Annotated in this window: 25 protein-coding genes; 8 read left to right on the forward strand and 17 right to left on the reverse strand. The window is 64.3% G+C overall.

Translation table 11 applies throughout. The features are described from left to right. Positions 1 to 130: 130 nt before the first annotated feature. Positions 131 to 1,327 carry a bifunctional phosphopantothenoylcysteine decarboxylase/phosphopantothenate--cysteine ligase CoaBC gene (gene coaBC, locus P8T11_RS08805; protein WP_100856331.1) on the forward strand — a complete coding sequence of 399 codons (1,197 nt, stop codon included), beginning with the start codon at positions 131 to 133 and terminating at the stop codon, positions 1,325 to 1,327. A 202-nt stretch (positions 1,328 to 1,529) separates the two neighbouring features. On the opposite strand, the gene P8T11_RS08810 is transcribed toward coaBC, so the two are convergent. The 4 genes from P8T11_RS08810 to P8T11_RS08825 form a co-directional block, all read right to left on the reverse strand. After that, positions 1,530 to 2,447, reverse strand: coding sequence for a DUF1177 domain-containing protein (locus tag P8T11_RS08810; RefSeq protein ID WP_268082284.1), 918 nt, complete (start codon positions 2,445 to 2,447; stop codon positions 1,530 to 1,532). Further along, positions 2,444 to 3,148, reverse strand: a complete 705-nt coding sequence (gene pepE / locus P8T11_RS08815; protein ID WP_268082283.1) for a dipeptidase PepE — start codon at positions 3,146 to 3,148, stop codon at positions 2,444 to 2,446. The genes P8T11_RS08810 and pepE overlap by 4 nt, the downstream gene beginning before the upstream one ends. 34 nt (positions 3,149 to 3,182) lie before the next feature. Continuing rightward, on the reverse strand, positions 3,183 to 3,950 hold the full coding sequence (locus P8T11_RS08820) for an IclR family transcriptional regulator (protein ID WP_268082282.1): 768 nt from the start codon (positions 3,948 to 3,950) through the stop codon (positions 3,183 to 3,185). A gap of 156 nt (positions 3,951 to 4,106) precedes the next feature. After that, positions 4,107 to 5,147 (reverse strand): metal-dependent hydrolase, encoded by a 1,041-nt coding sequence (locus tag P8T11_RS08825; RefSeq protein WP_268082281.1) that lies wholly within the window; start codon positions 5,145 to 5,147, stop codon positions 4,107 to 4,109. 119 nt (positions 5,148 to 5,266) lie between these two features. Between P8T11_RS08825 and P8T11_RS08830 the strand changes: the two genes are divergently transcribed. The 3 genes from P8T11_RS08830 (at position 5,267) to P8T11_RS08840 (ending at position 7,185) form a co-directional block, all read left to right on the forward strand. Next, a complete protein-coding gene (locus P8T11_RS08830; RefSeq protein ID WP_268082280.1) occupies positions 5,267 to 5,905 on the forward strand; it encodes a DedA family protein in 639 nt (212 codons plus the stop codon). 13 nt (positions 5,906 to 5,918) lie between these two features. Then, positions 5,919 to 6,440, forward strand: coding sequence for a hypothetical protein (locus P8T11_RS08835; protein ID WP_268082279.1), 522 nt, complete (start codon positions 5,919 to 5,921; stop codon positions 6,438 to 6,440). A gap of 94 nt (positions 6,441 to 6,534) precedes the next feature. Continuing rightward, positions 6,535 to 7,185 (forward strand): dUTPase, encoded by a 651-nt coding sequence (locus P8T11_RS08840; RefSeq protein WP_268082412.1) that lies wholly within the window; start codon positions 6,535 to 6,537, stop codon positions 7,183 to 7,185. Between the two features lie 91 nt (positions 7,186 to 7,276). Here P8T11_RS08840 and P8T11_RS08845 read toward each other — a convergent pair whose 3' ends face one another. From P8T11_RS08845 to P8T11_RS08870, 6 genes are all read right to left on the reverse strand, one after another. After that, positions 7,277 to 8,389, reverse strand: a complete 1,113-nt coding sequence (locus tag P8T11_RS08845; protein ID WP_050445231.1) for an NADH:flavin oxidoreductase/NADH oxidase — start codon at positions 8,387 to 8,389, stop codon at positions 7,277 to 7,279. Positions 8,390 to 8,480: 91 nt separating this feature from the next. Then, positions 8,481 to 9,251: an ectoine/hydroxyectoine ABC transporter ATP-binding protein EhuA gene (ehuA, locus tag P8T11_RS08850; protein WP_268082278.1), complete on the reverse strand. Its 771-nt coding sequence runs from the start codon at positions 9,249 to 9,251 to the stop codon at positions 8,481 to 8,483. Further along, positions 9,248 to 9,919 (reverse strand): ectoine/hydroxyectoine ABC transporter permease subunit EhuD, encoded by a 672-nt coding sequence (gene ehuD / locus P8T11_RS08855; RefSeq protein ID WP_268082277.1) that lies wholly within the window; start codon positions 9,917 to 9,919, stop codon positions 9,248 to 9,250. The genes ehuA and ehuD overlap by 4 nt, the downstream gene beginning before the upstream one ends. Beyond that, on the reverse strand, positions 9,916 to 10,569 hold the full coding sequence (ehuC, locus tag P8T11_RS08860) for an ectoine/hydroxyectoine ABC transporter permease subunit EhuC (RefSeq protein ID WP_268082276.1): 654 nt from the start codon (positions 10,567 to 10,569) through the stop codon (positions 9,916 to 9,918). The genes ehuD and ehuC overlap by 4 nt, the downstream gene beginning before the upstream one ends. Positions 10,570 to 10,578: 9 nt before the next feature. After that, positions 10,579 to 11,493, reverse strand: a complete 915-nt coding sequence (gene ehuB / locus P8T11_RS08865; protein WP_268082275.1) for an ectoine/hydroxyectoine ABC transporter substrate-binding protein EhuB — start codon at positions 11,491 to 11,493, stop codon at positions 10,579 to 10,581. A gap of 177 nt (positions 11,494 to 11,670) precedes the next feature. Continuing rightward, positions 11,671 to 12,825 (reverse strand): ABC transporter substrate-binding protein, encoded by a 1,155-nt coding sequence (locus P8T11_RS08870; protein ID WP_268082274.1) that lies wholly within the window; start codon positions 12,823 to 12,825, stop codon positions 11,671 to 11,673. A 259-nt stretch (positions 12,826 to 13,084) separates the two neighbouring features. Here P8T11_RS08870 and P8T11_RS08875 point away from each other — a divergent pair, with 259 nt between their 5' ends. Beyond that, entirely contained in the window at positions 13,085 to 13,510 is a 426-nt protein-coding gene (locus P8T11_RS08875; RefSeq protein ID WP_268082273.1) for an OsmC family protein, read from the forward strand. Between the two features lie 129 nt (positions 13,511 to 13,639). After that, the gene (locus P8T11_RS08880; RefSeq protein ID WP_268082272.1) at positions 13,640 to 14,929 is read left to right on the forward strand and encodes an Nramp family divalent metal transporter; all 1,290 of its coding nucleotides are present in this window, start codon (positions 13,640 to 13,642) and stop codon (positions 14,927 to 14,929) included. 79 nt (positions 14,930 to 15,008) lie between these two features. Here the strand turns inward: P8T11_RS08880 and P8T11_RS08885 are convergent, their stop codons facing one another. After that, entirely contained in the window at positions 15,009 to 15,230 is a 222-nt protein-coding gene (locus tag P8T11_RS08885; protein ID WP_268082271.1) for an XRE family transcriptional regulator, read from the reverse strand. Between P8T11_RS08885 and P8T11_RS08890 the strand changes: the two genes are divergently transcribed. After that, on the forward strand, positions 15,229 to 15,381 hold the full coding sequence (locus P8T11_RS08890) for a hypothetical protein (protein WP_164741270.1): 153 nt from the start codon (positions 15,229 to 15,231) through the stop codon (positions 15,379 to 15,381). The genes P8T11_RS08885 and P8T11_RS08890 overlap by 2 nt on opposite strands. A 31-nt stretch (positions 15,382 to 15,412) precedes the next feature. On the opposite strand, the gene P8T11_RS08895 is transcribed toward P8T11_RS08890, so the two are convergent. Further along, positions 15,413 to 16,054 carry a TetR/AcrR family transcriptional regulator gene (locus P8T11_RS08895; RefSeq protein ID WP_268082270.1) on the reverse strand — a complete coding sequence of 214 codons (642 nt, stop codon included), beginning with the start codon at positions 16,052 to 16,054 and terminating at the stop codon, positions 15,413 to 15,415. A gap of 116 nt (positions 16,055 to 16,170) precedes the next feature. Between P8T11_RS08895 and P8T11_RS08900 the strand changes: the two genes are divergently transcribed. Then, positions 16,171 to 17,454, forward strand: a complete 1,284-nt coding sequence (locus P8T11_RS08900) for an MFS transporter (protein WP_268082269.1) — start codon at positions 16,171 to 16,173, stop codon at positions 17,452 to 17,454. A gap of 84 nt (positions 17,455 to 17,538) precedes the next feature. Here the strand turns inward: P8T11_RS08900 and P8T11_RS08905 are convergent, their stop codons facing one another. The 5 genes from P8T11_RS08905 to P8T11_RS08925 all read right to left on the reverse strand — a co-directional run bounded on the left by P8T11_RS08905 (position 17,539) and on the right by P8T11_RS08925 (position 22,392). After that, a complete protein-coding gene (locus tag P8T11_RS08905) occupies positions 17,539 to 18,279 on the reverse strand; it encodes an ABC transporter ATP-binding protein (protein ID WP_268082268.1) in 741 nt (246 codons plus the stop codon). After that, positions 18,276 to 19,079, reverse strand: coding sequence for an ABC transporter ATP-binding protein (locus P8T11_RS08910; RefSeq protein WP_050445217.1), 804 nt, complete (start codon positions 19,077 to 19,079; stop codon positions 18,276 to 18,278). Before P8T11_RS08910 ends, P8T11_RS08905 begins: the two co-directional genes overlap by 4 nt. After that, positions 19,076 to 20,164 carry an ABC transporter permease subunit gene (locus tag P8T11_RS08915; protein ID WP_127185008.1) on the reverse strand — a complete coding sequence of 363 codons (1,089 nt, stop codon included), beginning with the start codon at positions 20,162 to 20,164 and terminating at the stop codon, positions 19,076 to 19,078. The genes P8T11_RS08910 and P8T11_RS08915 overlap by 4 nt, the downstream gene beginning before the upstream one ends. Then, positions 20,161 to 21,090 (reverse strand): branched-chain amino acid ABC transporter permease, encoded by a 930-nt coding sequence (locus P8T11_RS08920; RefSeq protein WP_050445214.1) that lies wholly within the window; start codon positions 21,088 to 21,090, stop codon positions 20,161 to 20,163. The genes P8T11_RS08915 and P8T11_RS08920 overlap by 4 nt, the downstream gene beginning before the upstream one ends. Positions 21,091 to 21,246: 156 nt before the next feature. Further along, positions 21,247 to 22,392, reverse strand: coding sequence for a branched-chain amino acid ABC transporter substrate-binding protein (locus P8T11_RS08925; protein WP_268082267.1), 1,146 nt, complete (start codon positions 22,390 to 22,392; stop codon positions 21,247 to 21,249). Between the last annotated feature and the right edge of the window lie 152 nt (positions 22,393 to 22,544).

Genomic DNA, 22,544 nt, shown 5'->3' on the forward strand with positions numbered 1-22,544 from the left:
CCTGCCCTCCCTGGCTTTTGCCCTGTTTGATACCCCCTGAATGCATGGCGAACGGCGCAATGCCGCAATGCAGAATAAAATCACCCTCCATTCCTCGTTTTCACGGCGCTGAACCCGCCGCCACGCCCTCATGCTCGATCTCGCCCGCAAACGCATCGTCCTCGGTCTGACCGGCGGCATCGCCTGCTACAAAATCGCCGAGCTGGTGCGGCGCATGACCGAACAAGGCGCCACCGTCGACGTGGTAATGACCGAGGCGGCCACGCACTTCATCACGCCCGTGACGATGCAAGCCCTGTCGGGCCGGCCGGTATTCGTGGACGCCTGGGACGCGCGCGTGCCCAACAACATGGCGCACATCGACCTGACGCGCGGCGCCGACGCCGTGCTGATCGCACCCGCCAGCGCCGATTTCATGGCCAAGCTGGCGCACGGCATGGCCGACGACCTGCTGTCCACGCTGTGCCTGGCGCGCGCCTGTCCCTTGCTGGTGGCGCCCGCCATGAACCGCGAGATGTGGGCCAACCCGGCAACCCAACGCAATGTTGAACAACTGCGCGCGGACGGCATCAGCGTGCTGGGCCCGTCGGCGGGCGAGCAGGCCTGCGGTGAGACCGGCGACGGCCGCATGCTGGAATCGCATGAACTGCTGAGCGACCTGATTGCGTTTTTCCAGCCCAAGCTGCTGGCGGGTCGCCACGTGCTGCTGACCGCCGGCCCCACGTCCGAGCCGGTTGACCCCGTGCGCGTGTTGAGCAACCGCTCGTCGGGCAAGACCGGCTACGCCCTGGCCCGCGCCGCGCGCGAAGCCGGTGCGCGCGTGACCTTGATTACCGGCGCCACCTTCCTGCCCGTGCCGCGCGGCGTGACGGCACTATCGGTCATGACCGCGCGCCAGATGCATGACGCCGTGATGGCCAGCGCGGCCGATGCCGACATCTTCATTGCCGTGGCCGCCGTGGCCGACTGGCGCGTGAAGAACGTCAGCACGCAAAAGCTGAAGAAGACGAGCGAAGGCGGCGGCGCGCCGCTGATGGAATTTGAACCGAATCCAGACATCCTGGCCGAAGTGGCCAAGCTGGAAAACGGCCCATGGTGTGTTGGCTTCGCGGCCGAAACCGAGAAGCTGGCCGAACATGCCGAAGCCAAGCGCCAGCGCAAGGGCATCCCGCTGCTGGTGGGCAACCTGGCGCACAAGGTCATGGACGCGGACACCACCGAATTGGTCCTGTTCGACGAACAAGGCGCCCACCCGCTGCCCGCGGGCGACAAGCTGGAAGCCGCCCGCCGCCTGATCGCGGAAATTGCCGCACGCTTTCCCACGTAGGATGGGTGCAGCGCGGGAAGGCCAGGGCAAGAAAAACAACGGCGAACGCGCGAAACCCATCACGCAACGCCAGCCCCAAAGCAATTTCAGCCACAGCACCAACACAACTTAAGCCACAGCACCAAAATCGCAGCGCCATGCGATGGGTTACGCGCGTTCAGTGGCGGGGTTCTTGTCTTTGTTATCGCGCGCTTCACCCATCCTACGGGATGCAGCCCACGGTCTGTAGGTGCGCCATCGAGCCATAGCGGGCTTGCAGCGCGTGCCACTCCGCTTCATCGAAGAACGTCATCGCGCCTTGGCCATACAGCTTGGCAATTTCTATGCAGAAACGCATCGCGACGTCGGCGTCCACGGCGTTGGTGACGCCGGTGGCGCAACCGGGCACGGTGGTTTGCGCGGTCAACGCCACGCCCACGACGGGTGCATCGGTGGCCGTGGCCGGCTGCATCAGCGAATTCACATGCCACAGGCCGTTATCAAAGGGCGTGATGTCTTGCGTCGTCAGCGGCAGAGTCACGGGAAGTTCACCACTTACCCACCCCATCACGTCCAGCATCGTTTCGGGGATGCGCAGCAAATAGCCTTGCTTGGCCACCGGCGTCAGCGCGATGCCACGCTTGTTCACCAGGCGGTTGCCGCGCGTGGTGTCCACGGACAGGATCGCGTCCATGCGCGGGTCCACCTCGTGCGACATCATTTCGCGCATGGGGAAAGGCGAACGCATCATTGGCACGGGATGATGCGGGCGCGTGCCGGCACGCGGGCAGATGTGTGTGCGGATGCGCACGGTGCCCGGCATCAAGTCGCCCTGGCGCGCCATCGCCAGCAGCTTGAGCGCCGCGGCAATTGCCACAACGGCCCCATCGCTATCGGACACCAGACCCGTCACGGCGGGCCGCGCGCCGATGCCGCCCAGGCGGCCGATGATGCCCAGTTGCGGCGCGGCGGCATCCAGGCCGGGAATGACGATGGACAGGAAATCGGTGGCGGCGCCGTCGTGTTCCAGGCGGGTGACTTCCACCTCGCAATCGCCGGCGTCGCGCAGCACCTTGGCCACCGCGTCGCCGTTAATGTGCGCTGACGACAGCAGCTCGATGGTGTCGATCACCTGCTTCATGCCGGAATCTTCAGTGGACCTGGCCGGAACACGCGCGGCTCTTCGTGGCCCAGGAACAACGGGGCGTCGTAGGGGCCGATCAGTTCGAGCTGCTGACCGCGCACGCGCAGGCCCGATCCTTCGGGCAGGCCAAGCACCGGCATCGCGGGGTTCAACGCGCAGAACTCGGCCAGACGCTGGGCGCGCGTTTCGCCACGGTGTCCGGGCGGATGCGCGTTGGTGTAGTGCGGGTTGATCTGAAACGTGATCAGGTCCAGGGCATCGAAGCCGCCGGGGTCGGTAATGGGCATGTCATTGGTGGTGCAGATGGTGGGGCACGTCAGGTTGGAACCGGCGCTCCAGCCCAGATACGCCGCGCCCGCGCGCACGCGGCGCTTCACCACGTCCAGCAGGCCTTGGCGACGCAATTGCCCCAACAGGTTGAACGTGTTGCCGCCCCCCACGATGATGACGGCGGCGTTTTCCAGCGCCACCACGGGGTCCTCTGCGCAATGCAGACCCTCAATGGACAAGCCCGTGTCCGCCAGGGCCGAGGCCACCAGCGCGGTGTAGTCGTCCCAGCCGCGCGTGACGCCGGCAAACGGCACGAACACGGCCGGCGAACCAGGCGGCAGGGTGTCGATCAGTTCGCGGATGTCCGGCAGGGCGTGCACCAGGTAGCCGGCGTCGCTGCTGGAGTTGCTGAGTAGCAAAAGGTTCATGGAAAGATTCCGTCAACAAAGCAAAAGGAAGAATTCAGGGTAGCCAGTAGGGATCGTTCAATTGGCGCCCCAGTCCGGCCACCTGCGTAAGCACCGTTTCGCGCAGGCGCGCCACGCGTGCGGCATCGGCCTGGAACGACACGAACGACAGGCACAGGCCGCGCAATTCACCCGTGGCCGGATCGCGCACGGCGGCGGCCACGGCGCCGATGCCGGGCATGGCCTGGTCAATGGCGAGGCCGCAGCGATCGGCGCGCGACTGCTCGACCAGCCGAGCCAGGTCGCCCACCGTGGCAGGGCAATCGCGGCCTTCCATGGGCAAGGGCTGCGTGGGGTCAGCGCCATACAAGGCCTGGAATTCGGTATCGCTCAAGCGCGACAGCAGGGCACGGCCCATCGCGGTGCCCGAGGCATTGCGACGCGAACCGGGCGGCGACAGCACCTGTACGGGATTCGAGCCGTTCAAGCGCTGCAACACCACGGTTTCGCGCTGGTTCAAGGTGGACAGATAGGCGGTCAGGCCGCTGTCTTCGGACAGCCTTGCCAGCACGTCGCGGCAGGCTTCGTCCAGCGGCGTGGCGGCCATGCCGGCGCGCACCGCCTGTGCCAACAAGGCACCGGGACGGTATCGGCGGGAGGCCGGGTCCTGGTCCAGCATGCCGTAGCGCTGCATCTGGTTCAGCAGGCGCGATGCGGTGCTCTTGGGCATCGCCAGGCGCGCCGCGACATCGGTGAAGCTCAGTTCCATGGCGCCGTCCGCGTAGAGCGACAGAACGCGCTGGACTCCGTCTAGAATACTCATGGCTGTTCCATAAAATGGAACAAAAGTTCCTTAATAAAGAACAAGCATAATCCAGCGCCTGGAACGCGGTCAATATGCATCGTTCCGACAAAAAGCCCCCGGTTTATCGGGGCCTGGACCACGTCAGGATGATTAACGCAATTCAGCAGTTGTGAATTACCGGTCGGCCATCGTGGACCATTGCGCCAGCGGCAACGGCGGTTGCGCATGCAGGATGCGCGCCAGCACGAGCTTCAATTCCTCCCAGCCACCGCGCTCGCTTGGCCAGCTGGACGGCGTGACCGGCTTCCAGCCCCCCTCCGGCGTGCGCTCGGCCATCTTGAAGCGGAAGGTGTAATGCCCCGCCATGCCCATGCGCAAATCGCTCACGACCAAGGCGTCACCGATGGCGTCGTAACGCAGCCAATCGTCCGTGAACCATTGCAGGCGCTGGTGCAGCGGCGCGTCGGCCAGCGCACGCGCCAGGTCCAGGTGCAAGGGTTGTCGCAGCCATTCCGGGGGCCCGCGGTCGAACAGGCTGCTGACGGCTTCGTAGTAGTCGCCATCCGGCGTCTTGGCAATCACACGCCAGACCAGCGTATTGAACGGCATCGACACAGCCCGCAGTTCGGTCACGGCGATACCCTGTTCGCGCATCGCATCGCGCACCCGGTCTTCAGCCGCCATGCGGCTGGCCAGCCCGAAGCCCAGGTACGCCGTGCTGAAAACGAGCACGCCCGCCAAGAAGCGACGCGCGCGCTGCGTCATCCCGACGGCGATGGCGTAGAACACGGCGAGCAACATCGGCACCGTGTAGACGGGATCAATAATGAAAATAGCCGACCAGCTTTCGGGTATGGAGGTCATCGGCCAAAAAAGCTGCGTGCCGTAGACGGTGAACGAATCCAGTATCGGATGCGTCACCAGCACCAGCCATATCGTCAGGAACAGCCGTCGTCCGCCATAGGGTGCCTGGGGCCAGTATTTGCGTATCAGCCAGGCCAGCAGCATGGCCAGGCCGGTCAGCACGAACACCGAATGGGAGAACCCCCGGTGGTAGGTCATTAGCGACACTGGATCGGGGTACCGCACCAATACGTCCAGATCGGGCAGGCTGCCCAGCACCGCTCCGTAGATCAGCGCCCGGCGCCCCTGGAAGCGCCCCAACAGCGCGCCTTGTATGCCCGCGCCCAGCACGGCTTGTGTTACCGAATCCATAGTTTCCCAGTCGAACCTTCCATCAACCGCATCAATCAGACAGCCTAGATAACATTTGGCCACCAAGCCAGGCGTTAAGATACCCGATTGCTTTCAGCTAATTTTCAGACTTGGCATTCATGGATCAATATATCGACAAGATCGGTCTCTTCATCGAGGCCAACCAGGTGTGGGCGGGCCCCATCACGTTCCTGCTTACCCTGGGGGAATCGATGGTGCTGGTGGGCCTGTTCATTCCCGCGACGGCGTTGATGCTGCTGACGGGCGGCTTGATCGGCGCGGGCACGCTGGACCCCTGGGGCGTGGTCGCCTGGGGTATCGCCGGCGCCATTGTGGGCGATGCGCTGTCGTACTGGCTGGGCCGCTGGGCGGGCCCGGGCGTCTTGCGCCGCTGGCCGCTCAAGCAGCAACGCACTGGCGTGGCGCGCGCGCGGCTGTTCTTTTACCGCTATGGCTTCGCCTCGGTCCTGATCGGCCGTTTTCTGGGCCCCATCCGCTCAACCATTCCCACCGTGGCGGGGGTGATGGGCATGGGACACAACCGTTTCCAACTGGCCAACGTGATATCGGCGCTGCTGTGGATGCCGTTGATGCTGGCGCCGGGCTACATCACCGCGCGCAGCCTGGGCACGGCGGAAAACGCGCAGCAAATCGCCATGATGATCGGCGCGGGCCTCTCAGTGCTGCTAGGATGCGGGCTTCTGCTGGCCATGGTGCGCAAGCGCCGTCAACCGGCCAGGCAACGGCGCGGCAACTGATCGGAGAATGGGCATGGCGATTGACCTGGAGCCAAAAGACGGCGATTTCGCGCGCTACATCGAAAACCTGTCCACCGCCGGCGGCGTCACGCCCGGCAAGGTGCCCGAAAAGCGCCGCGCGTCGCGCCAGGCCAGCGTCGCCGTGCCGGTCCCGGTACCAGCCCCCGCCTCGGGCGACTCCTTGTCCACCGCCCCCTGGGGCAACACGGCTTCGTCTCCACGCAGCACCGGCTCCCCTGGCGCCACCGCCCCTTCCGACGCGGCCGAAATTTCCATGGCCCAGCGCGCGCGCCAGCGCAAATTTGGCGTCATCCTCACTGTAGGCGGCGTGCTGGCGGGCTGGGCGGCCGCCAGTATCGCCTTCCGCGTGATGCGCACGCCCCATTTCGAACTGGACGAGTTGATGCCCGCGGCATTTCTGGGGTTCTTCGCGGTCATGCTGCTTAAGGCCGCCAGCAGCGCGCGCAAGTCAAGCGGCACCTTGCCGGGCAAGCTTCCGCCACTGAAAACGTCGTCCTACCGCAAGGACAACTGAAGCCGCGGGGCGGCCGGCCAATGGTGCTAACATTTCCGCCGCCGTCGCAAAGACCCTCAAGAATTACGGAGTAAAAGTGAATAACGTTGTCGGATTGAACCAGGCCCAAGCGGCCACGATGCTGAAGCTGCAGGACCACTTGAACAGCATGATCAATCCCGACTGGGTCAACGGTGGATCGCGTTTCCTGCGTGCCGCTTTTGTTGAGTCCGCCGAAGCGTTGGAGCACTACGGCTGGAAATGGTGGAAGAAGCAAACCATCGACCTGCCCCAGGTGCAGATGGAACTGGTGGACATCCTGCACTTCTACCTGTCGCACACCATCGTCCAAGCCGGCGGCCAGCAAGCCGATGCCGCGCGCGCCCTGATGGCCGACCTGGCCACGCCCGCTTCCGTCACGCTGGACGGCAAGACCTATTCCCTGGGCGCCCTGCCCGTGCCGGAACTGCTGGAATTGATCGGCGGCCTGGCCGTCTGCGGCCGCGCCAGCTACAAGGTGCTGGAACAGACCATGACCGCCTGCGACATGAGCTGGAACGACGCCTACACGCAGTACGTATCGAAGAACGTACTGAACATCTTCCGCCAGCAGCACGGCTACAAGGAAGGCACCTACATCAAGATCTGGAACGGCGAAGAAGACAACGTCGTGCTGGCTCGCCTGCTGTCGCAACTGGACCCCGCCAGCGCGGATTTCGCCGACGCGATGGCGCGCGAACTGGAACAGGCCTACGCACGCCTGTAAGGCTGCGGCAAACGCATCCGGGCAAAAACGCCGCTTCAAAAAAATCGCCGCTTCAAGCGGCGATTTTCATTGCAGGCCCTGCTGTTCAGATTCAACGCTGGCCGAAGCGTGTCTCGCCAAACAGTTCCTTCAGTTCGCGCGGTTGCGAGCGCCAGTATTGGTGGGGCGCAGCCACTTGCCCGCCCAACTGCGCCGCCGCGTGCCAGGGCCAGCGCGGGTCGTACAGCATGCCACGCGCCAGCGCGACCATATCCGCCTGGCCTTCGGCCAGGATGTCCTCGGCCTGCTGCGCTTCGGTGATCAGGCCCACCGTGATGGTCGGCATGCCCACCTGCCGCTTGATCTCGGCCGCGAACGGCACCTGGTAGTTCGGCCCCACCGGAATTTTCTGCTGCGACGAAACACCGCCACTGGAAACGTCAATGAACTCGCAGCCGCGATCCTTCAACTGCTGCGCGAAGACCAGCGTCTGCTCAAGATCCCAGCCGCCCTCCACCCAATCCGTGGCCGACACGCGCACACCCAGCGCAACCGAAGCCGGCGTGGCTTCACGCAGCGCCTGGAACACTTCCAGCGGAAAGCGCATGCGGTTTTCAAGCGAGCCGCCATAGGCATCCGTGCGCTGGTTCGCCACGGGCGACAAGAACTGATGCAGCAGGTAGCCGTGCGCGGCGTGCAGCTCGATGGCGTCAAAGCCCAGGCGGATGGCACGGCGTGCGCTGTCCACGAAGGCATCGCGCACACGCGCCAGGCCGGCTTCATCCAACGCCAGCGGCGGCGGTTCGGAGGCTTTGTGCGCAATGGGCGACGGCGCCCAGCCTTGCCAGCCGCCTTCGGACGGCGGCACCAGTTGGCCACCGTTCCAGGGCGCGTCGCTGGACGCCTTGCGGCCGGCATGGCCTAACTGGATACCCAGCTTGATGGGCGAATAGCGACGTACCGCGGCGACCACGCGGCCCAACGCCGCCTCGGTCTCGTCGGACCACAGCCCCAGGTCTCCCGGCGATATGCGGCCATCGGGCTCCACCGAGGTCGCTTCGGTAAAGAGCAACGCCGCGCCGGACAAGGCCAGATGTCCCAGATGGATCATGTGCCAATCGGTGGCACAGCCGTTTTCGGCCGAGTATTCGCACATGGGTGCGATGACGATGCGATTGGCCAGTGGGACGTTGCCGACCGACGTGGGACTGAACAGGTGACTCATGGGCGCCTCCGGGCATGGGATGCGAAAGCATAGCGCCCGCGCTTGACGCCAAGCGCAATCCCATCGCCCCCGTCAGGGTTAAACGCCCCGGCTATTGGCCTTCAATCACCGAATCCAGGAACTGCCGCGTGCGCGCTTCTTTCGGCTCGCTGAACAGCACGGACGATTCCGCGTCCTCGACGATATTGCCCTGGTCGAAGAACAGCGTGCGGTCAGAGCTGCGTTCGGCGAATTTCATCTGGTGGGTCACGATGATCATCGTCATGCTGCGGCGGGCCGACAGCTTGCGCAGAATTTCCAGAATGCCGCCGACCAACTCCGGATCAAGCGCCGACGTCACTTCGTCGAACAGCATGATTTCCGGGCACATGGCCAGCGCGCGCGCAATGCCCACGCGCTGCTTCTGGCCGCCGGACAACTGGGCGGGGTAAACATCCAGCTTGTCGCCCAGCCCGACCATGTCCAGGTATTCCACGGCGCGCTCGCGCGCCTGGTCCTTGGACATACCCAGCACGTGTATAGGCGCTTCCATGGCATTGCCCAGCGCGGTCATGTGCGGGAACAGGTTGAAATGCTGGAACACCATGCCGATCTTGCCGCGCACCCGGCGCAGATACTCGGAATTGACGCCCACCGGCCGGCCCTGTTCGTCCGTCCACATCGTCTGGCCATCGATTTCGATATCGCCGCTGGTGGGCTGATCCAGCGTCATCAGGACACGCAGCAAGGTGGACTTGCCCGAACCGGACGGGCCGATCACGGCCACCGTCTGGCCCGCCGGGATTTCCAGGTTGATGCCGCGCAGCACCTCCAGATCTCCGTAACGCTTGTGCAGATTCTTGATGGTCAAGCTGGCGCTCATCGCTTTCCTCCATATCGTTGCAGGCGGGCCTCCAGGCCGCGCACACCCCACGCCGCCACCAGGCTCAAGGCCAGGAACAGCACGCCCACGAGCGTCAGGGGTTCGGTGTACCGGAACGTGGCCGATCCGATCATCTTGCTTTGCTGCAGCAGTTCAACCACCGTAATGGCCGACAGCAACGGCGTGTCCTTGAACATCGCCACCAGATAGTTGCCCAGCGCGGGCACCACCGGCGGAATCGCCTGCGGCAGCACCACGCCAACCGCCGTGCGCCAGCGCGACATGTTCAACGCCGTGGCGGCTTCCCACTGCCCGCGCGGCACCGCTTCAATGCCAGCGCGATAGACCTCGGCGCAGTACGTGGCGTAATGCACGCCCAGCGCGACGATGCCGGTCGCCAACGGCGACATCTGCACGCCCGTCAGCGGCAGCACGTAGAACAGGAAGTACATCTGCACCAGCAAGGGCGTGCTGCGGACGAACTCGATCACGAACGCCGTGGGCAGCGACACAATGTGCAAGCTCGAGCGCCGCAGCATGGCCAGGACCAGGCCCAGCGTAATGGCCACCAGCATGCCCAGCACCGTCGCCTGAATCGTGATGACCAGCGCCGAGCCCAGCGTGGGCAAGATTTCCAGGGCGAAAGACCAATCGAATATCGGTGTCATCGGACGCGGACCCTCCGCTCAAGCAGGCGTACGCAGGCAGTAATGACCAAGGCCACCGCGAAGTACATCAACAGCATCAAAGTGAAAATCTCGGTGGTGCGCAGGGTTTCGCTGCGCAGCAGTTGGCCGCGGAAAGTCAGGTCGGTAATCGTGATCAGCGACACCAGCGCCGTGTTCTTCATCAGTTCGATCAGCAGGTTGCCCGCGGGCGGCAGCATGGCCGGTATCGCTTGCGGCACCACGATTCGCCGCATGATCTGCGTGCGCGTCAGGTTCAGGGCGATACCCGCCTCGCGCTGGCCGGGCGGCACGGCCCGGATCGCGCCGCGCACCACCTCCGCGCCGTAAGCCCCGGCATTCAAGGCCAGCACCACGATACCCACCAGCATGGCCGGCAACTGGACGCCAAACAGCGGCAGCACGAAATAGAACCAAAACAGTTGCACCAGGGCCGACGTACCCCGGAAGACCTCGACGTAGACCGATGACAGCCAGCGCACTGGTCGCATGGGCGACAGGCGGCCGATACCCGAGGCCAGCGCCAGGGGCACCGCCAGCACGACGGCCCCCGCCATGATCTGAAGCGTGACCCCCAGACCCTCAAGCAGGGGCGGCACCAGCGCCGCGATGTGTTCCGACAGAAGTTGCATCGGCGCTCCTTACTCGCCGGCGCAGAGCTTGGCAGCCGTTACGCCTTGGGGCAGTTCGTCTTCGGTAAAGCCAAAGGGCGCCACCAGCTTCTTGTGTTCGTCCGTGCCGATGAATTTCGTCAGTTCGGCATTAAACGCGGTGGCAAAGTCCTTGTCTTCGGTGCGGAAGGCATACGCACCGTAGCCGCGTACGTTCTTGCCGTCGATCACCGGGTCGGTGAACGGCTCTGCTTTTTCAAGGTCGCTGCCCGCCTGCGTCTTGCCCATCAGGTCGTTGACCGTCAAACCGGTGGCGGCGTAGGCGTCTGCGCGGCCCGCCTGCACGCCCGACAAGGCGCTGACGGCGTCCGGAAACACCACGATCTGGCCCGATGGAATCTTCACTTTTTCAGCGTATTCGCCCTCGATGGCGCCTACCACCACACCCAGCTTGGCGTCCGGGTTCTTCACCACATCTTCGTAGCTGTGCAGGTTCTTGGGGTTGCCCTGCTTCACCAGGAAAGCCTGGCCCACGCCATAGGTGGGGTCCGAGAACACCACCTGTTTGCAGCGCTCGGGCGTCACATACATGCCGGCGGCGATGATGTCGAAACGCTTGGCGGCCAGGCCGGGAATCAAGGAGCCGAATTCGGTCAGCACCCCTTCCACTTCGTTGATGCCCATGCGCTTGAGCACCACGCGCGCAATTTCCACGGATTCACCCGTGACCTTGGCTTCCTTGCTGTCCATGTAAGCAAACGGCGCCTCGTTCGCGTAGCCGATGCGGATTTTGCCCGCCGCCTTGGCGGCTTCCAGCGTACTGGTAGCGGAGGTGGACGCCCCCTCGCCGGCGGCCTGGGGCTTGTCGCCTCCCGAGTCGGAACACGCGGCCAACACGCCCAGGCCCAGGGCCAACAGCACGCGTTTGGATTGAAGCAAGGTCATGGATTCTTTCTCCCAAATTTATTTCTAGGTACATGGCTTCGCTAAAAATAATACGCTATTAAATGATTTCGACACTAATCATGTAGGCGTAAAAAAGCAGGCCTAAGCCTGCTTTTGGAACCCGATGCCCTATGAAGCGTCAGCAAACGTTACAAAACGTAGGAAAACATGGCCGCGCTATTGTGCGTACGAAAAGCGGCCGTTTTTGACGGTACCCATCACCCGGGCGCGCTCATCAAAGCCTTGATGGTTGTCCTTCGAAATGTTCAGCACCCCGTTGGGCACGACCAGATCGCGCGTGTTTTCCAAGGCATCGCGCAACGCGGCACGGAACTCCGGCGTGCCGGGCTTGGCGCCTGTTTTCAGCGCGCGGGCCACCGCCGAGTCCAGCAACATCCAGGCGCCATAGGCGTCGCCCGCAAACTGCGTCAGCGTGTGGGCGCCGTACTGGCCTTCGTACTTGTCGGCAAACGCCACGGCCACTTTCTTCACCGGATTGCTGTCGGGCAGTTCGCGCGCCACCACGCCCGGGCCAGTCGGGAACAGGGTGCCTTCCACATCCCGGCCACCAACCTGCAGGAATTCCAGCGTGCCGATGCCGTGGGTTTGATAGATGGCGCCGGTGTAGCCGCGTTCCAGCAAGGTCTTTTGCGGCAGGGCCGAGGGCGTGCCCGCGCCGGCAATCAGCACGGCGTCCGGCTTGGCCGAGATCACCTTCAGCACCTGCCCCACCACCGACGCATCGGTACGCTGGAAGCGTTCCTGCGCCACGATCTTCAGGTCGTTGCCGGCCGCGGCGTTGAACTCCTTCCACCAGCTATCGCCATAGGAATCCGCGAATCCGATGAAGGCCACGTTTTTCAGGCCCTTCTTCTTCATGTCCTCGACCAGCACAGCAGCCATCAGGGAATCATTCTGCGGCATCTTGAACGCCCAGGCCCGCTTGGGGTCGGACAGGGGTTCCACGATGACGCTGGAGGCCGCCAGGGCAATCATGGGCGTCTTGGTTTCGGCCAGCACGTCCAGCGCGGCCAGGGCGGCCGCCGTGGTGTTGGGGCCGACGATGGCGTCCACCTTGTCTTCGGACGTCAGCTTGCGCAGGTTCTTCACCGCGCGGCTGACGTCGGTGCCATCGTCCAGCACCACATAGCGCGCCGGCTCGCCGCCCAGCGTGTCGGGCCACAGGCGAATCGCGTTGTTGGTCTGGATACCAATGGAGGCGGCGGGGCCGGTGGTGGACACGTCCACGCCGATCACGATTTCGGCTTGGGAGGTCAAGGTGGGCAGCATCAGCGCGACGGCGCAGGCATAGCGAAGAAAATGGCGAGGCATGACAGCAGCTCTTGGGGTGGTTGAACAGATGCCGCTATTTTGCCTGATGGACCACGGCGTACCGCGGATGATCAAGTCGAGATACCCGACGCCGTTACATCGGCTTGCCGTTGCGCACCGGTGGATTCCGCGCCCGCCCCCCGGCCTCGTCTTATCATCGTTCATGCCTTGCACGGCAAGGCACGCCGCCTTGCCGGCGGTCGTCTTTTTGCACCGGGCGCGTCCGCGACGCACGCGCCCTTCCCTTAAAGGAGTCACTATGAAGAAAACCGCATCCGCCGCCTGGTCGGGCGATCTGAAGACTGGCAAGGGCACGATCTCCACCCAAAGCGGCGCACTCAAGGATCAGCCTTATGGGTTCAACACGCGCTTTGGCGACACGCCGGGCACGAACCCCGAGGAATTGCTGGGCGCCGCGCACGCCGGCTGCTTCACGATGGCGCTATCGAACATCCTGTCCGAATCCGGCATGGTCGCCACCAGCCTGGACACCAAGGCCGAAGTCACGCTCGACAAGGTGGACGATGGCTTTTCCATCACCGCCGTCCACTTGAGCGTGGAAGCCGTCATTCCGGGCGCCACCGCCCAGGCCTTCGAAGAGGCGGCGCGCAAGGCGGAAACCGGCTGCCCGGTTTCCAAGGTGCTGAACGCCAAGATCACCATGGAAGCAAAGCTCAAGTCCTAAGCGCGAGACCGGCTGATGGGGCTGGCCCAGGCCGGCGCCATTGGCCCACCCTATCCCAAGCTTTTCCAAAATCAATTTGACGGCCGAGAGGCGCTTCTAGAAAATGAGAACCATTCTCAGGAGCGCCGCATGACCGGTTTCATCTACGCGATCTCAGGCGGCAAGGCCGCCCTGGCCCAGGACGCCCAAGTGTCGGCGAACCTGCGCCGCATGGTGGGTTCGGGCATTCTCGTGGCCGTGGGCTACATCGACCCGGGCAACTGGGCGACCGACATCGCGGGCGGCAGCGGCTTCGGCTACGGCCTGCTGATGGTCGTCATCACCTCGGCATTCCTGGCGCTGGGCTTTCAGATATTGGTGTCGCGCCTGGCGCTGGCCACCGGCCAAGACCTGGCCACCCTGACTGCCCGCCACCTGCCCGCGCGCTGGTCCAAGGCCGCCTGGCTGGCGGGCGAGGCCGCCATTCTGGCCACGGCCCTGGCCGAACTGATCGGTGGCGCCATTGCGTTGCGACTGTTGTTTGACCTGCCCCTGATCGCGGGCGTGGCCGTTACCGGCGTGGGCACGTTTGCCGTGCTGGCCTTGACGCGCGGCAACGCCGACCGCCATGAACGGGTGATTGCCGTACTGCTGGGCGTGGTGGCCGCATCGTTCGTGTTCCTGCTGTTCAAGGCGAACCCCGCCTGGACGGCCGTGGCGCACGGCGTGACGGAAACCGGTGAGGCATTGCGCAATCCCCAGGGTTTTCTGATTGCGCTGGGCATCCTGGGCGCCACCTTGATGCCGCACAATCTGTACCTGCATTCCGGCTCGCTGGCGGAACGCGCGCAGTCGCTGCCGTCGTCCGCGCGCGGCATGGCGATGCGCGTGGCCCGCAACGACACCATCGTGTCGCTGGGCGTGGCCATGCTGATCAACTCGGCAATCATGATCGTGGCGGCGGCATCGCTGTCCGGCTCGGGCCTGATCGTGTCCAGCCTGGATGACGCGCACGCCGTCATCGGCCACAACTTGGGAATCGGCGCCGCGGTCGTCTTCGCGGTGGCACTGTATGCCGCCGGCCAAAGCTCCACGATCACGGGGGCGCTGGCCGGGCGTATTCTCTCCAAGGGATTCCAGATCCGCAGCAACTGGTCGGATCGGCGCCGCGCGCTGGCCACCCGCTTGATTGCGGGCGCGGCGGCCGTTGGCCTGCTGATCTTCACGGGCGGCAAGGATCCCGACGAATTGCTCGTCCTGAGCCAGGTCGTCCTGAGCCTGGCCCTGCCCTTCGCACTGGGCCCGCTGGTGGTGTTGGCCTGCCGCAAGGGCGTGATGGGCCAATATGCGCTGCGCGGTGCCTGGGCATGGGCCGCCATCAGCGCCACGGTGGGCATCGTGATCCTGGACGGCTACCTGCTTGTCGACATGCTGGTCTAGGCCAAAAAAAACGCCAGCATGTGCTGGCGTTTTTTTGGCTTGCCGCTTGCGCCGGCGGGGCGGCGGGCGGGTTGGCGCCTTAGTGGTAGGCGGAGACGACCGGATGCTGCTTTCGTCCGACATCCATGTCGTGCAGGACTTCGCCGACGGCGCCGCCAAACGAGGACACGCGCACCTTCAGGCGCAACCACAGGTCACGGTTGAAGGGACCGGACAGGGTTTCCGCTTTGACGGCCTCGCGGATCAAGGACCGCTCCAGCGCATCCGACATACGGGCATTTTTCAACGCGGTATCGCTCATGATTCTCTCCTTGAGAAAGCGCGATGTGGAACAACATGACTTCATGTTAGATCCGCGTTTGCTGCGTCGCAATAAAAACTTCAAGCATTTTTTCAACCGTTGCGCAATGGGGACAAACACCACCAAAGCGGTGCAAGCGGCACCACGTTAAGCACTAGTCTTGTGCAACTCCGCCCCCCCATTCAGGCGACCCGATGCGCCTGAATCAACTTATCGGCCATGTCCGCCACGCGCCCTGCCGGGCCACCCTCGCCAAATAGCTGGCTGGACACAAAGGCGCCTTCAATCAACAGCAGCAAGCCGTCGGCCAGGGCCTCGGGATCGCGCACGCCCATGCCCGCCGCCATCTCGTTCAAGCGGCGCCGCAACTCCAGCTTGTGCTCTACGGCAACCGCGCGAGCCGGGTGCTGGGGTTCGGGGTATTCGACCGCGGCGTTGGTCAGCCCGCAACCGCGATAGCCATTTACCACCGCGCGCTTGCTCAGGCCCGACAGGTAATCCAGCAACTGCGCGCGCGGGTCGCCCGGATGCGCATCGCAAGCGGCATCGAAACGTGCCCAGAATTCGGCCTCGTAATCCCGCAGATAGGCCGCGGCCAATTCGTCCTTGGACGAAAAACTGCGGTACAGGCTGGGCTTGGTCACGCCGGCTTGATTGACGATGGCGTCCACGCCCACGGCGCGGATGCCATCGCGGTAGAACATTTCGCGCGCCGTCTTGCGGATGCGGTCGGCCGCAAGCAGCGGCTTGGAAGCGGGCTGCGCCGCTTTATCGGGTGCGATGTCGGGCGCGATGTCGAACCCCGGATTGGGCTTGGTGGCCATGCTGGACTCCTGAAAACGGCGCGAAAAACACATCCATCAAAAAGCGCTTGACGATGTTACTGACCGGTACGTACCATTCACAGACTCGCAAACTTAGATACGTACCGGTCAGTAACATGAGTATAGCTCACCCCCCAATTCCCTTCCGCCGCGCCGGGCAAAAGTACGCTTTTGTCGTCGTGGCAGTGATATTCCTGGCCTTGCTGGTATCTGCCGGGCTGCGCTCCACGCCCAGCGTACTACTGGTACCGCTAGAAGAAGCCTTTGGCTGGAGCCGAAGTTCGATTTCATTCGCCGCCGCCGCGGGCATCTTCCTATATGGGCTGGTCGGCCCTTTCGCCGCCGCCGCCATGGAACGCTTTGGCTTGCGCCGCGTGCTGATTACCGCACTGGTCCTGATGTCCGCCTCCAGCGCCGTCAGCGCGTACATGACGGAGCCCTGGCACCTGCTGATGAGCTGGGGCGTGTTCTCGGGCTTGAGCTCCGGCGCCGTCGCCTCGGTGCTGGGCGCCACGATCGTGAACCGTTGGTTCACCAAGCATCGCGGCCTGATGATGGGCCTGCTGACCGCCAGTACCGCCAGCGGCACCCTGGTCTTCCTGCCCATTCTTGCCACCTTGGCGTCTTCCGGCGACTGGACGCGCGTGGTCTGGACGGTGGCGGCGGCCGCCGCCGCGATGGTGCCGCTAGCCTGGTGGCTGGTGCCCGACCGCCCGGCCAACGTCGGCCTGGTGCCGTTCGGTAGCGACCCGCATGCGCCGCCCGCCCCCGTCGCGCCGCGCACCGGCATGTTGGCCGCCACGTTCGGCGCCCTGGCGCGCGCATCCAAGACCCCCACCTTCTGGTTCCTGTTCGCCACGTTCTTCATTTGCGGCTTCACCACCAATGGCCTGGTCGGCACGCACCTGATCGCGCTGTGTGGCGACCACGGCATGCTGGAAGTGCAAGCCGCGGGCCTGCTGGCCTTGATGGGCATCTTTGACCTGGTCGGCACCACGGCATCCGGCTGGCTGACCGACCGCTACGACCCGCGCAAGCTGCTGTTCGTCTACTACGCCTTGCGCGGCCTGTCGCTGATCTACCTGCCCTATTCCGATTTCTCGTTCTACAGCCTGTCGATCTTCGCCATCTTCTTCGGGCTGGACTGGATCGCCACGGTGCCACCCACGCTGCGCCTGACCACCGAAGCCTTCGGCGAACGCGACGCCGGCATCGTGTTCGGCTGGATCGTCGCGGGCCACCAGTTGGGCGCGGCCAGCGCCGCCTGGATGGCGGGCGCCATCCGCGAAGCGCAAGGCAGCTACCTGATGGCTTTTGTGATTTCCGGCATCACGGGCTTGATCGCCGCGTTCATTGCCTTGCGGATCGGCAAAAAACGCGTGGTGCCCCAGCCCGCCTGAGCACGTTCCTGACGCGCATGAAAATGCCCGGCATCCGAACTGAACCGGATGCCGGGCATTTTGCTTTGCAACGCAAAGGGTTTGCTAGGCCGAGGCTTCCTCGACTTCGCCCAGATACGCCGCCCTGACCTTCGGGTCATGCAGCATCTGCCTGGCGGGGCCGGACAGGATGATCTCGCCCGACTCCATCACGTAGCCCCGATGGCTGTTTTCCAGGGCCAGGCGCGCGTTCTGTTCGATCAGCAAAATGGTCACGCCCTCGCTGGCAATGGTGCGTACCACCTCGAACACCTTTTCGACCATCAGCGGCGCCAAGCCCATCGAGGGCTCATCAAGCAAAAGCAGCTTGGGGCGCGCAATCATGGCGCGGCCCATCGCCACCATCTGCTGCTCACCGCCCGACAAGGTGCCGGCCGCCTGCTTGCGGCGTTCGGCCAGCCGGGGAAACAGCGTGAACACGCGGTCGGTATCCTGGCGAACCTGTGCGGCATCGCGCCGGATGTACGCGCCCATCGCCAGGTTCTCTTCGATGGTGAGTTGGCCGAAGATGCCCCGACCTTCAGGCACCATGACCAGGCCACGGCGAACCAGTTCATGCGACTTGGTGCCACCGATCGACTGCCCGCCGTAGACGATTTCACCGCCCGCCAGCGGCACCAGGCCGCAAATGGCGCGTAGCGTCGTGCTCTTGCCCGCGCCGTTGGCGCCGATCAGGCACACGAGTTCACCCGAGTCCACGCGCAGGTCGATACCGCGCACCGCGCGGATGCCACCATACGCCACTTGCAGGCCGCGCAATTCCAATAAGGGTTGGGATGCCGTCATGATGCCGGGCTCTCCTTGTGAATCAGCGGGTCTTGCGCCGCGCCGGCGCCCAGATACGCTTCGATAACCTTCGGGTCGCGCTGCACCTGGGCGGGCTTGCCCATGGCCAGCACCTTGCCGTATTCCAGCACCAGCACCCGGTCGCACAGGCCCATCACCAGCTTCATGTCGTGCTCGATGAGCAGCACCGTGACGCCATCGTCGCGGATCTTTTCGACCAGCTTGCGCAGCACCACCGTTTCCGATGCATTCATGCCGGCCGCGGGCTCGTCCAGCGCCAGCAACTTCGGGTCCGTGGCCAAGGCGCGCGCAATCTCCAGGCGGCGCTGATCGCCATAAGGCAAGGAGCGCGCAACGTCATTGGCGCGATGGCCGATGCCCACGTAATCCAGCAGTTCCTGCGCCCGCGCCTCGATGGCCGCTTCTTCCGCCCGCGTGGCGCGCGTGCGCAGCACCGCGCCCAAGACGCCAGCCTTGGTGCGCAGGTGGCGCCCGATCATCACGTTTTCAATGGCCGACAAATTGGCGAACAGGCGGATGTTCTGGAACGTGCGCGCCAGCCCCGCGTAGGCGACCTCATGCGGCTTCTTGCCGGACAGGGATGCACCGTTGAACGTGCAACTGCCGTCTTCCGGGATGTACAAGCCGGTCAACACATTGAACAGCGTAGTCTTGCCCGCGCCGTTCGGGCCGATCAGGCCATAGATTTCGCCCTGCTCAATATCGAAACTGACGTCGGACAAGGCTTGCAGGCCGCCAAAGCGTTTGCCCAGCCCCTGCGCTTGCAGCAGCTTGCTCATGCCGCACCCCCTTGCGCCTTCGACGACAGCTCGCGCTTGCGCACGGCCGACGGCCACAGGCCCGCCGGTCGGAACAGCATGACGCACACCATGGCCAGGCCGAACAGCAGCATGCGGATGCCTTCGGGGTCCAGCACCACGGCGCCAAACACCATGTGCTGGAAGGGTTCCACCACCGCGCGCAGGAACTCCGGCAAGGCCGCCAGGATCAGCGCGCCCAGGATGACGCCCGGGATATGCCCCATACCGCCCAGCACCACCATGCACAGGATGGAAATCGACTCCATCAGCGAGAAGCTCTCGGGGCTGACAAAGCCCTGCATCGATGCGAACAAGGCGCCCGCCACGCCACCGAAAGACGCGCCCATGGCGAACGCCAGCAGCTTGATGTTGCGGGTGTTGATGCCCATTGCCTTGGCCGCGATCTCGTCTTCGCGGATGGCTTCCCACGCACGGCCAATGCGGGAATTCTGCAGGCGCACGCACACCACGATGATGATCAGCGTGATGGCCAGCAGCAGGTAGTAGTACTTTTCAGGCCCCGTGAAACGCATGCCCAGCAAGCTTTCCGTGCGCCCGAACGAGAACTCGCCCACCTTGAAGGTATCGATGCGGTTGATGCCCTGCGGCCCGTTGGTGATGTTGATCGGCGCATTAAGGTTGTTCAGGAAGATGCGAATGATCTCCCCGAAGCCCAAGGTCACGATAGCCAGGTAGTCGCCCCGCAATTTCAGCGTGGGCGCCCCCAGCAGCACGCCAAACAGGCAGGCCACGGCCAGCGCGATCGGCAAGATCGCCCAGAATGGCAGGTGCAACCCGAAATGCGGCGACGCCAAAAGTGCCCAGGTATACGCGCCCACCGCGTAGAACGCGATGTAGCCCAGATCCAGCAGGCCGGCAAAGCCCACCACGATGTTCAGGCCCAGCGACAGCATCACGTACAGCAGGGCAAAGTTCAGGATGCGCACCCAGCTCTGCCCGGCCATGCCGATCACAAAGGGCAGCACGGCCAGCACGATGCCGATCAGCGCAATGCCGATCAGGTTGCGGGTCGACAGCCCGCTGTTTTTCAGGGATACGTTCATGCGCGGTCTCCCACACGTTCGCCCAAGAGGCCGGAGGGGCGGAAGATCAGCACCAGCACCAGCACGAAGAACGCAAACACGTCCTGATAATGGCTGCCCAGAAAGCCGCCCGTGATGTCGCCGATATAACCCGCGCCCAGCGCTTCGATCACGCCCAGCAGCAAGCCGCCGACCATGGCGCCCACCATGCTGCCGATGCCGCCTAGCACCGCGGCGGTAAAGGCCTTCAGGCCCAGCATGAAGCCCATGGTGTATTGCGACACGCCGTAATACGTGGCGACCATCATGCCCGCCACGGCGGCGAGCGCCGAGCCGATCAGGAATGCCGCCGAAATCACCGTGTTGATGTTCACGCCCATCAGCCCCGCCACTTCGCGGTTCTGCGCGGTGGCGCGCATGGCCGTACCCAGGCGGGTCTTGTGGACGATGGCCAGCAAGCCGCCCATGATCAGCGCCGCAATCACCACAATGGCAATCTGCAGCGTGCTCATGCGCGCGCCGGCAAACTCGAACACGCGCGGCGACAGCACTTGCGGAAAGTTCAGGTAGTTGCGGCCCCAGGCCATCATGGCCACGTTCTGCAAGATGATGGACACGCCGATCGCGGTGATCAGCGCCGCCAGGCGCGGCGCACGGCGCAGCGGCCGGTAGGCCACGCGCTCGGCCGTCCAGCCCACCGCCATGCACAGCGGCACGGACACCAGCAGGCCCACGCCGATCACCACGAAGGCCGACACGCCGGGGTCGCCGCCCACCAGCGAAATGGCGACCGTCGTGGCCGCCATGGCGCCGATCATGACGACATCGCCATGCGCGAAGTTGATCAGCCCGATGATGCCGTACACCATGGTGTAGCCAAGGGCGACCAGGGCGTACACGCTGCCTAGCGTGACGCCGTTAATCAGTTGTTGAATGAAGATATCCATAGGGGCCGCGGAAATAAGCCTGGAAAAAGTCGCGCAATGCAGCGGCCCTGGTCTTGACGGACGGGACGCTGCGGGCACGGCGCCACGCCGAGCGGCGCAAGCGCAAAGAGTGGGCGGACACCGGCGCAGCCGGCCCCGCCCGGGGTTCAGCCCGCCTTAGTTGGCTTGGCTGACCATCGTTTCAACCATCTCCCACTTGCCGTTCTTGACTTCGTAGATGGTGACCGAAATTTCCTTGAGATCGCCGTTCGCGTCGTAGGAAATGTGCTCGCTGGTGGCGCCCTTGCGGTTCAGCTTGGCCAGCACCGGCAGGTACTTCTCGGGGTCGGACGACCCGGCTTTTTCAATGGCCGTGATCATGTTCCAGGCGCCGTCATAGGCGTACGGCGCATAGACGCCGGGGGCTTTCTTGAAACGCGCCTCGTAGCGCTGGGCAAAGTCCTTGCCCGCCGTCATCTTGTCCAGCGGCACGCCGGCCAGGGACGCAAACGTGCCGTCGGCGGCATCGCCCGCCAGCTTGATGAACGTGTCGCTGCGCGTCATTTCGCCCGACACCAGCGGGGCCTTCAGGCCCAGCGTGGCCAGTTGGCGTTTCATGGGACCGGACTGCGCGTCCAGGCCGCCGTAGAAAATCGCGTCGGGCGCGGCGCCCTTGATGTTGGTCAGGATGGCGGTGAAGTCGTTGGCCTTGTCGGTGGTGTATTCGCGGCGGACGATCTCGCCACCCGCGGCCTTCACGGCCTTTTCCACTTCGTCGGCCAGACCTTGGCCGTAGGCCGTGCGGTCGTCGATGATGGCGACCTTCTTGGCCTTCAGATTCTGCACCATGAACTTGCCGACCGCCGCACCCTGCTGGGTGTCGCTGGTCATCATGCGGAACGTGGTTTCGTAGCCCTGCTTGGTGTATTCCGGCGACGTCGCCATGGCGATCTGGGGCAGACCGGCTTCATGGTAGACACGCGACGCGGGGATGGTGGTGCCCGAATTGAAGTGGCCCAGAATGCCCACGACTTCCTGGTCAACCAATTGCTGCGCCACCTGCACGCCCACGCGCGGATCGGCCTGGTCATCGCGCGACACCAGCACGAACTTGGCCGGTTCGCCGTCGACCTTGATGCCCTTCTTATTGGCTTCTTCCAAAGCCAGGTTCAGCCCGTTCTGCATGTCTTCACCGTAGTGCGATTGCGGGCCGGTCAACGGGGCGGCAAAGCCGAGTTTGATGTCGGCGGCCGACGCGGCGGCCGTCATGCCCACAGCGGCGATGCTGGCGGCGAGTAGCTTCAAAGTCGTGCGGAACTTCATGGGGAATCCTCCGGGGTCTCGGATGGCCGTGTACTGATAGCGGTACTTAAGGCCTTGTTATACCTGAGCTTTTAGCCAGGCTTTTGGTTTTTCTACTACCGCGGGTCCGGCGGTGGCCGGGTCCCGCGCATGCATGTTCTGCAAGGTCTGGA

Origin of the sequence: Achromobacter spanius, from assembly GCF_029637605.1 — a bacterium.
GTDB classification, from domain to species: Bacteria; Pseudomonadota; Gammaproteobacteria; order Burkholderiales; family Burkholderiaceae_B; genus Achromobacter; species Achromobacter spanius_E.

What these genes read in the sequence shown, in the direction of transcription:
- coaBC (WP_100856331.1), top strand. Translation starts at nt 131, where the DNA reads ATGCTCGATCTCGCCCGCAAACGCATCGTCCTCGGTCTGACCGGCGGC.
- P8T11_RS08810 (WP_268082284.1), bottom strand. Translation starts at nt 2,447, where the DNA reads ATGAAGCAGGTGATCGACACCATCGAGCTGCTGTCGTCAGCGCACATT.
- pepE (WP_268082283.1), bottom strand. Translation starts at nt 3,148, where the DNA reads ATGAACCTTTTGCTACTCAGCAACTCCAGCAGCGACGCCGGCTACCTG.
- P8T11_RS08820 (WP_268082282.1), bottom strand. Translation starts at nt 3,950, where the DNA reads ATGAGTATTCTAGACGGAGTCCAGCGCGTTCTGTCGCTCTACGCGGAC.
- P8T11_RS08825 (WP_268082281.1), bottom strand. Translation starts at nt 5,147, where the DNA reads ATGGATTCGGTAACACAAGCCGTGCTGGGCGCGGGCATACAAGGCGCG.
- P8T11_RS08830 (WP_268082280.1), top strand. Translation starts at nt 5,267, where the DNA reads ATGGATCAATATATCGACAAGATCGGTCTCTTCATCGAGGCCAACCAG.
- P8T11_RS08835 (WP_268082279.1), top strand. Translation starts at nt 5,919, where the DNA reads ATGGCGATTGACCTGGAGCCAAAAGACGGCGATTTCGCGCGCTACATC.
- P8T11_RS08845 (WP_050445231.1), bottom strand. Translation starts at nt 8,389, where the DNA reads ATGAGTCACCTGTTCAGTCCCACGTCGGTCGGCAACGTCCCACTGGCC.
- ehuA (WP_268082278.1), bottom strand. Translation starts at nt 9,251, where the DNA reads ATGAGCGCCAGCTTGACCATCAAGAATCTGCACAAGCGTTACGGAGAT.
- ehuD (WP_268082277.1), bottom strand. Translation starts at nt 9,919, where the DNA reads ATGACACCGATATTCGATTGGTCTTTCGCCCTGGAAATCTTGCCCACG.
- ehuC (WP_268082276.1), bottom strand. Translation starts at nt 10,569, where the DNA reads ATGCAACTTCTGTCGGAACACATCGCGGCGCTGGTGCCGCCCCTGCTT.
- ehuB (WP_268082275.1), bottom strand. Translation starts at nt 11,493, where the DNA reads ATGACCTTGCTTCAATCCAAACGCGTGCTGTTGGCCCTGGGCCTGGGC.
- P8T11_RS08870 (WP_268082274.1), bottom strand. Translation starts at nt 12,825, where the DNA reads ATGCCTCGCCATTTTCTTCGCTATGCCTGCGCCGTCGCGCTGATGCTG.
- P8T11_RS08875 (WP_268082273.1), top strand. Translation starts at nt 13,085, where the DNA reads ATGAAGAAAACCGCATCCGCCGCCTGGTCGGGCGATCTGAAGACTGGC.
- P8T11_RS08880 (WP_268082272.1), top strand. Translation starts at nt 13,640, where the DNA reads ATGACCGGTTTCATCTACGCGATCTCAGGCGGCAAGGCCGCCCTGGCC.
- P8T11_RS08890 (WP_164741270.1), top strand. Translation starts at nt 15,229, where the DNA reads ATGATTCTCTCCTTGAGAAAGCGCGATGTGGAACAACATGACTTCATG.
- P8T11_RS08885 (WP_268082271.1), bottom strand. Translation starts at nt 15,230, where the DNA reads ATGAGCGATACCGCGTTGAAAAATGCCCGTATGTCGGATGCGCTGGAG.
- P8T11_RS08895 (WP_268082270.1), bottom strand. Translation starts at nt 16,054, where the DNA reads ATGGCCACCAAGCCCAATCCGGGGTTCGACATCGCGCCCGACATCGCA.
- P8T11_RS08900 (WP_268082269.1), top strand. Translation starts at nt 16,171, where the DNA reads ATGAGTATAGCTCACCCCCCAATTCCCTTCCGCCGCGCCGGGCAAAAG.
- P8T11_RS08905 (WP_268082268.1), bottom strand. Translation starts at nt 18,279, where the DNA reads ATGACGGCATCCCAACCCTTATTGGAATTGCGCGGCCTGCAAGTGGCG.
- P8T11_RS08910 (WP_050445217.1), bottom strand. Translation starts at nt 19,079, where the DNA reads ATGAGCAAGCTGCTGCAAGCGCAGGGGCTGGGCAAACGCTTTGGCGGC.
- P8T11_RS08915 (WP_127185008.1), bottom strand. Translation starts at nt 20,164, where the DNA reads ATGAACGTATCCCTGAAAAACAGCGGGCTGTCGACCCGCAACCTGATC.
- P8T11_RS08920 (WP_050445214.1), bottom strand. Translation starts at nt 21,090, where the DNA reads ATGGATATCTTCATTCAACAACTGATTAACGGCGTCACGCTAGGCAGC.
- P8T11_RS08925 (WP_268082267.1), bottom strand. Translation starts at nt 22,392, where the DNA reads ATGAAGTTCCGCACGACTTTGAAGCTACTCGCCGCCAGCATCGCCGCT.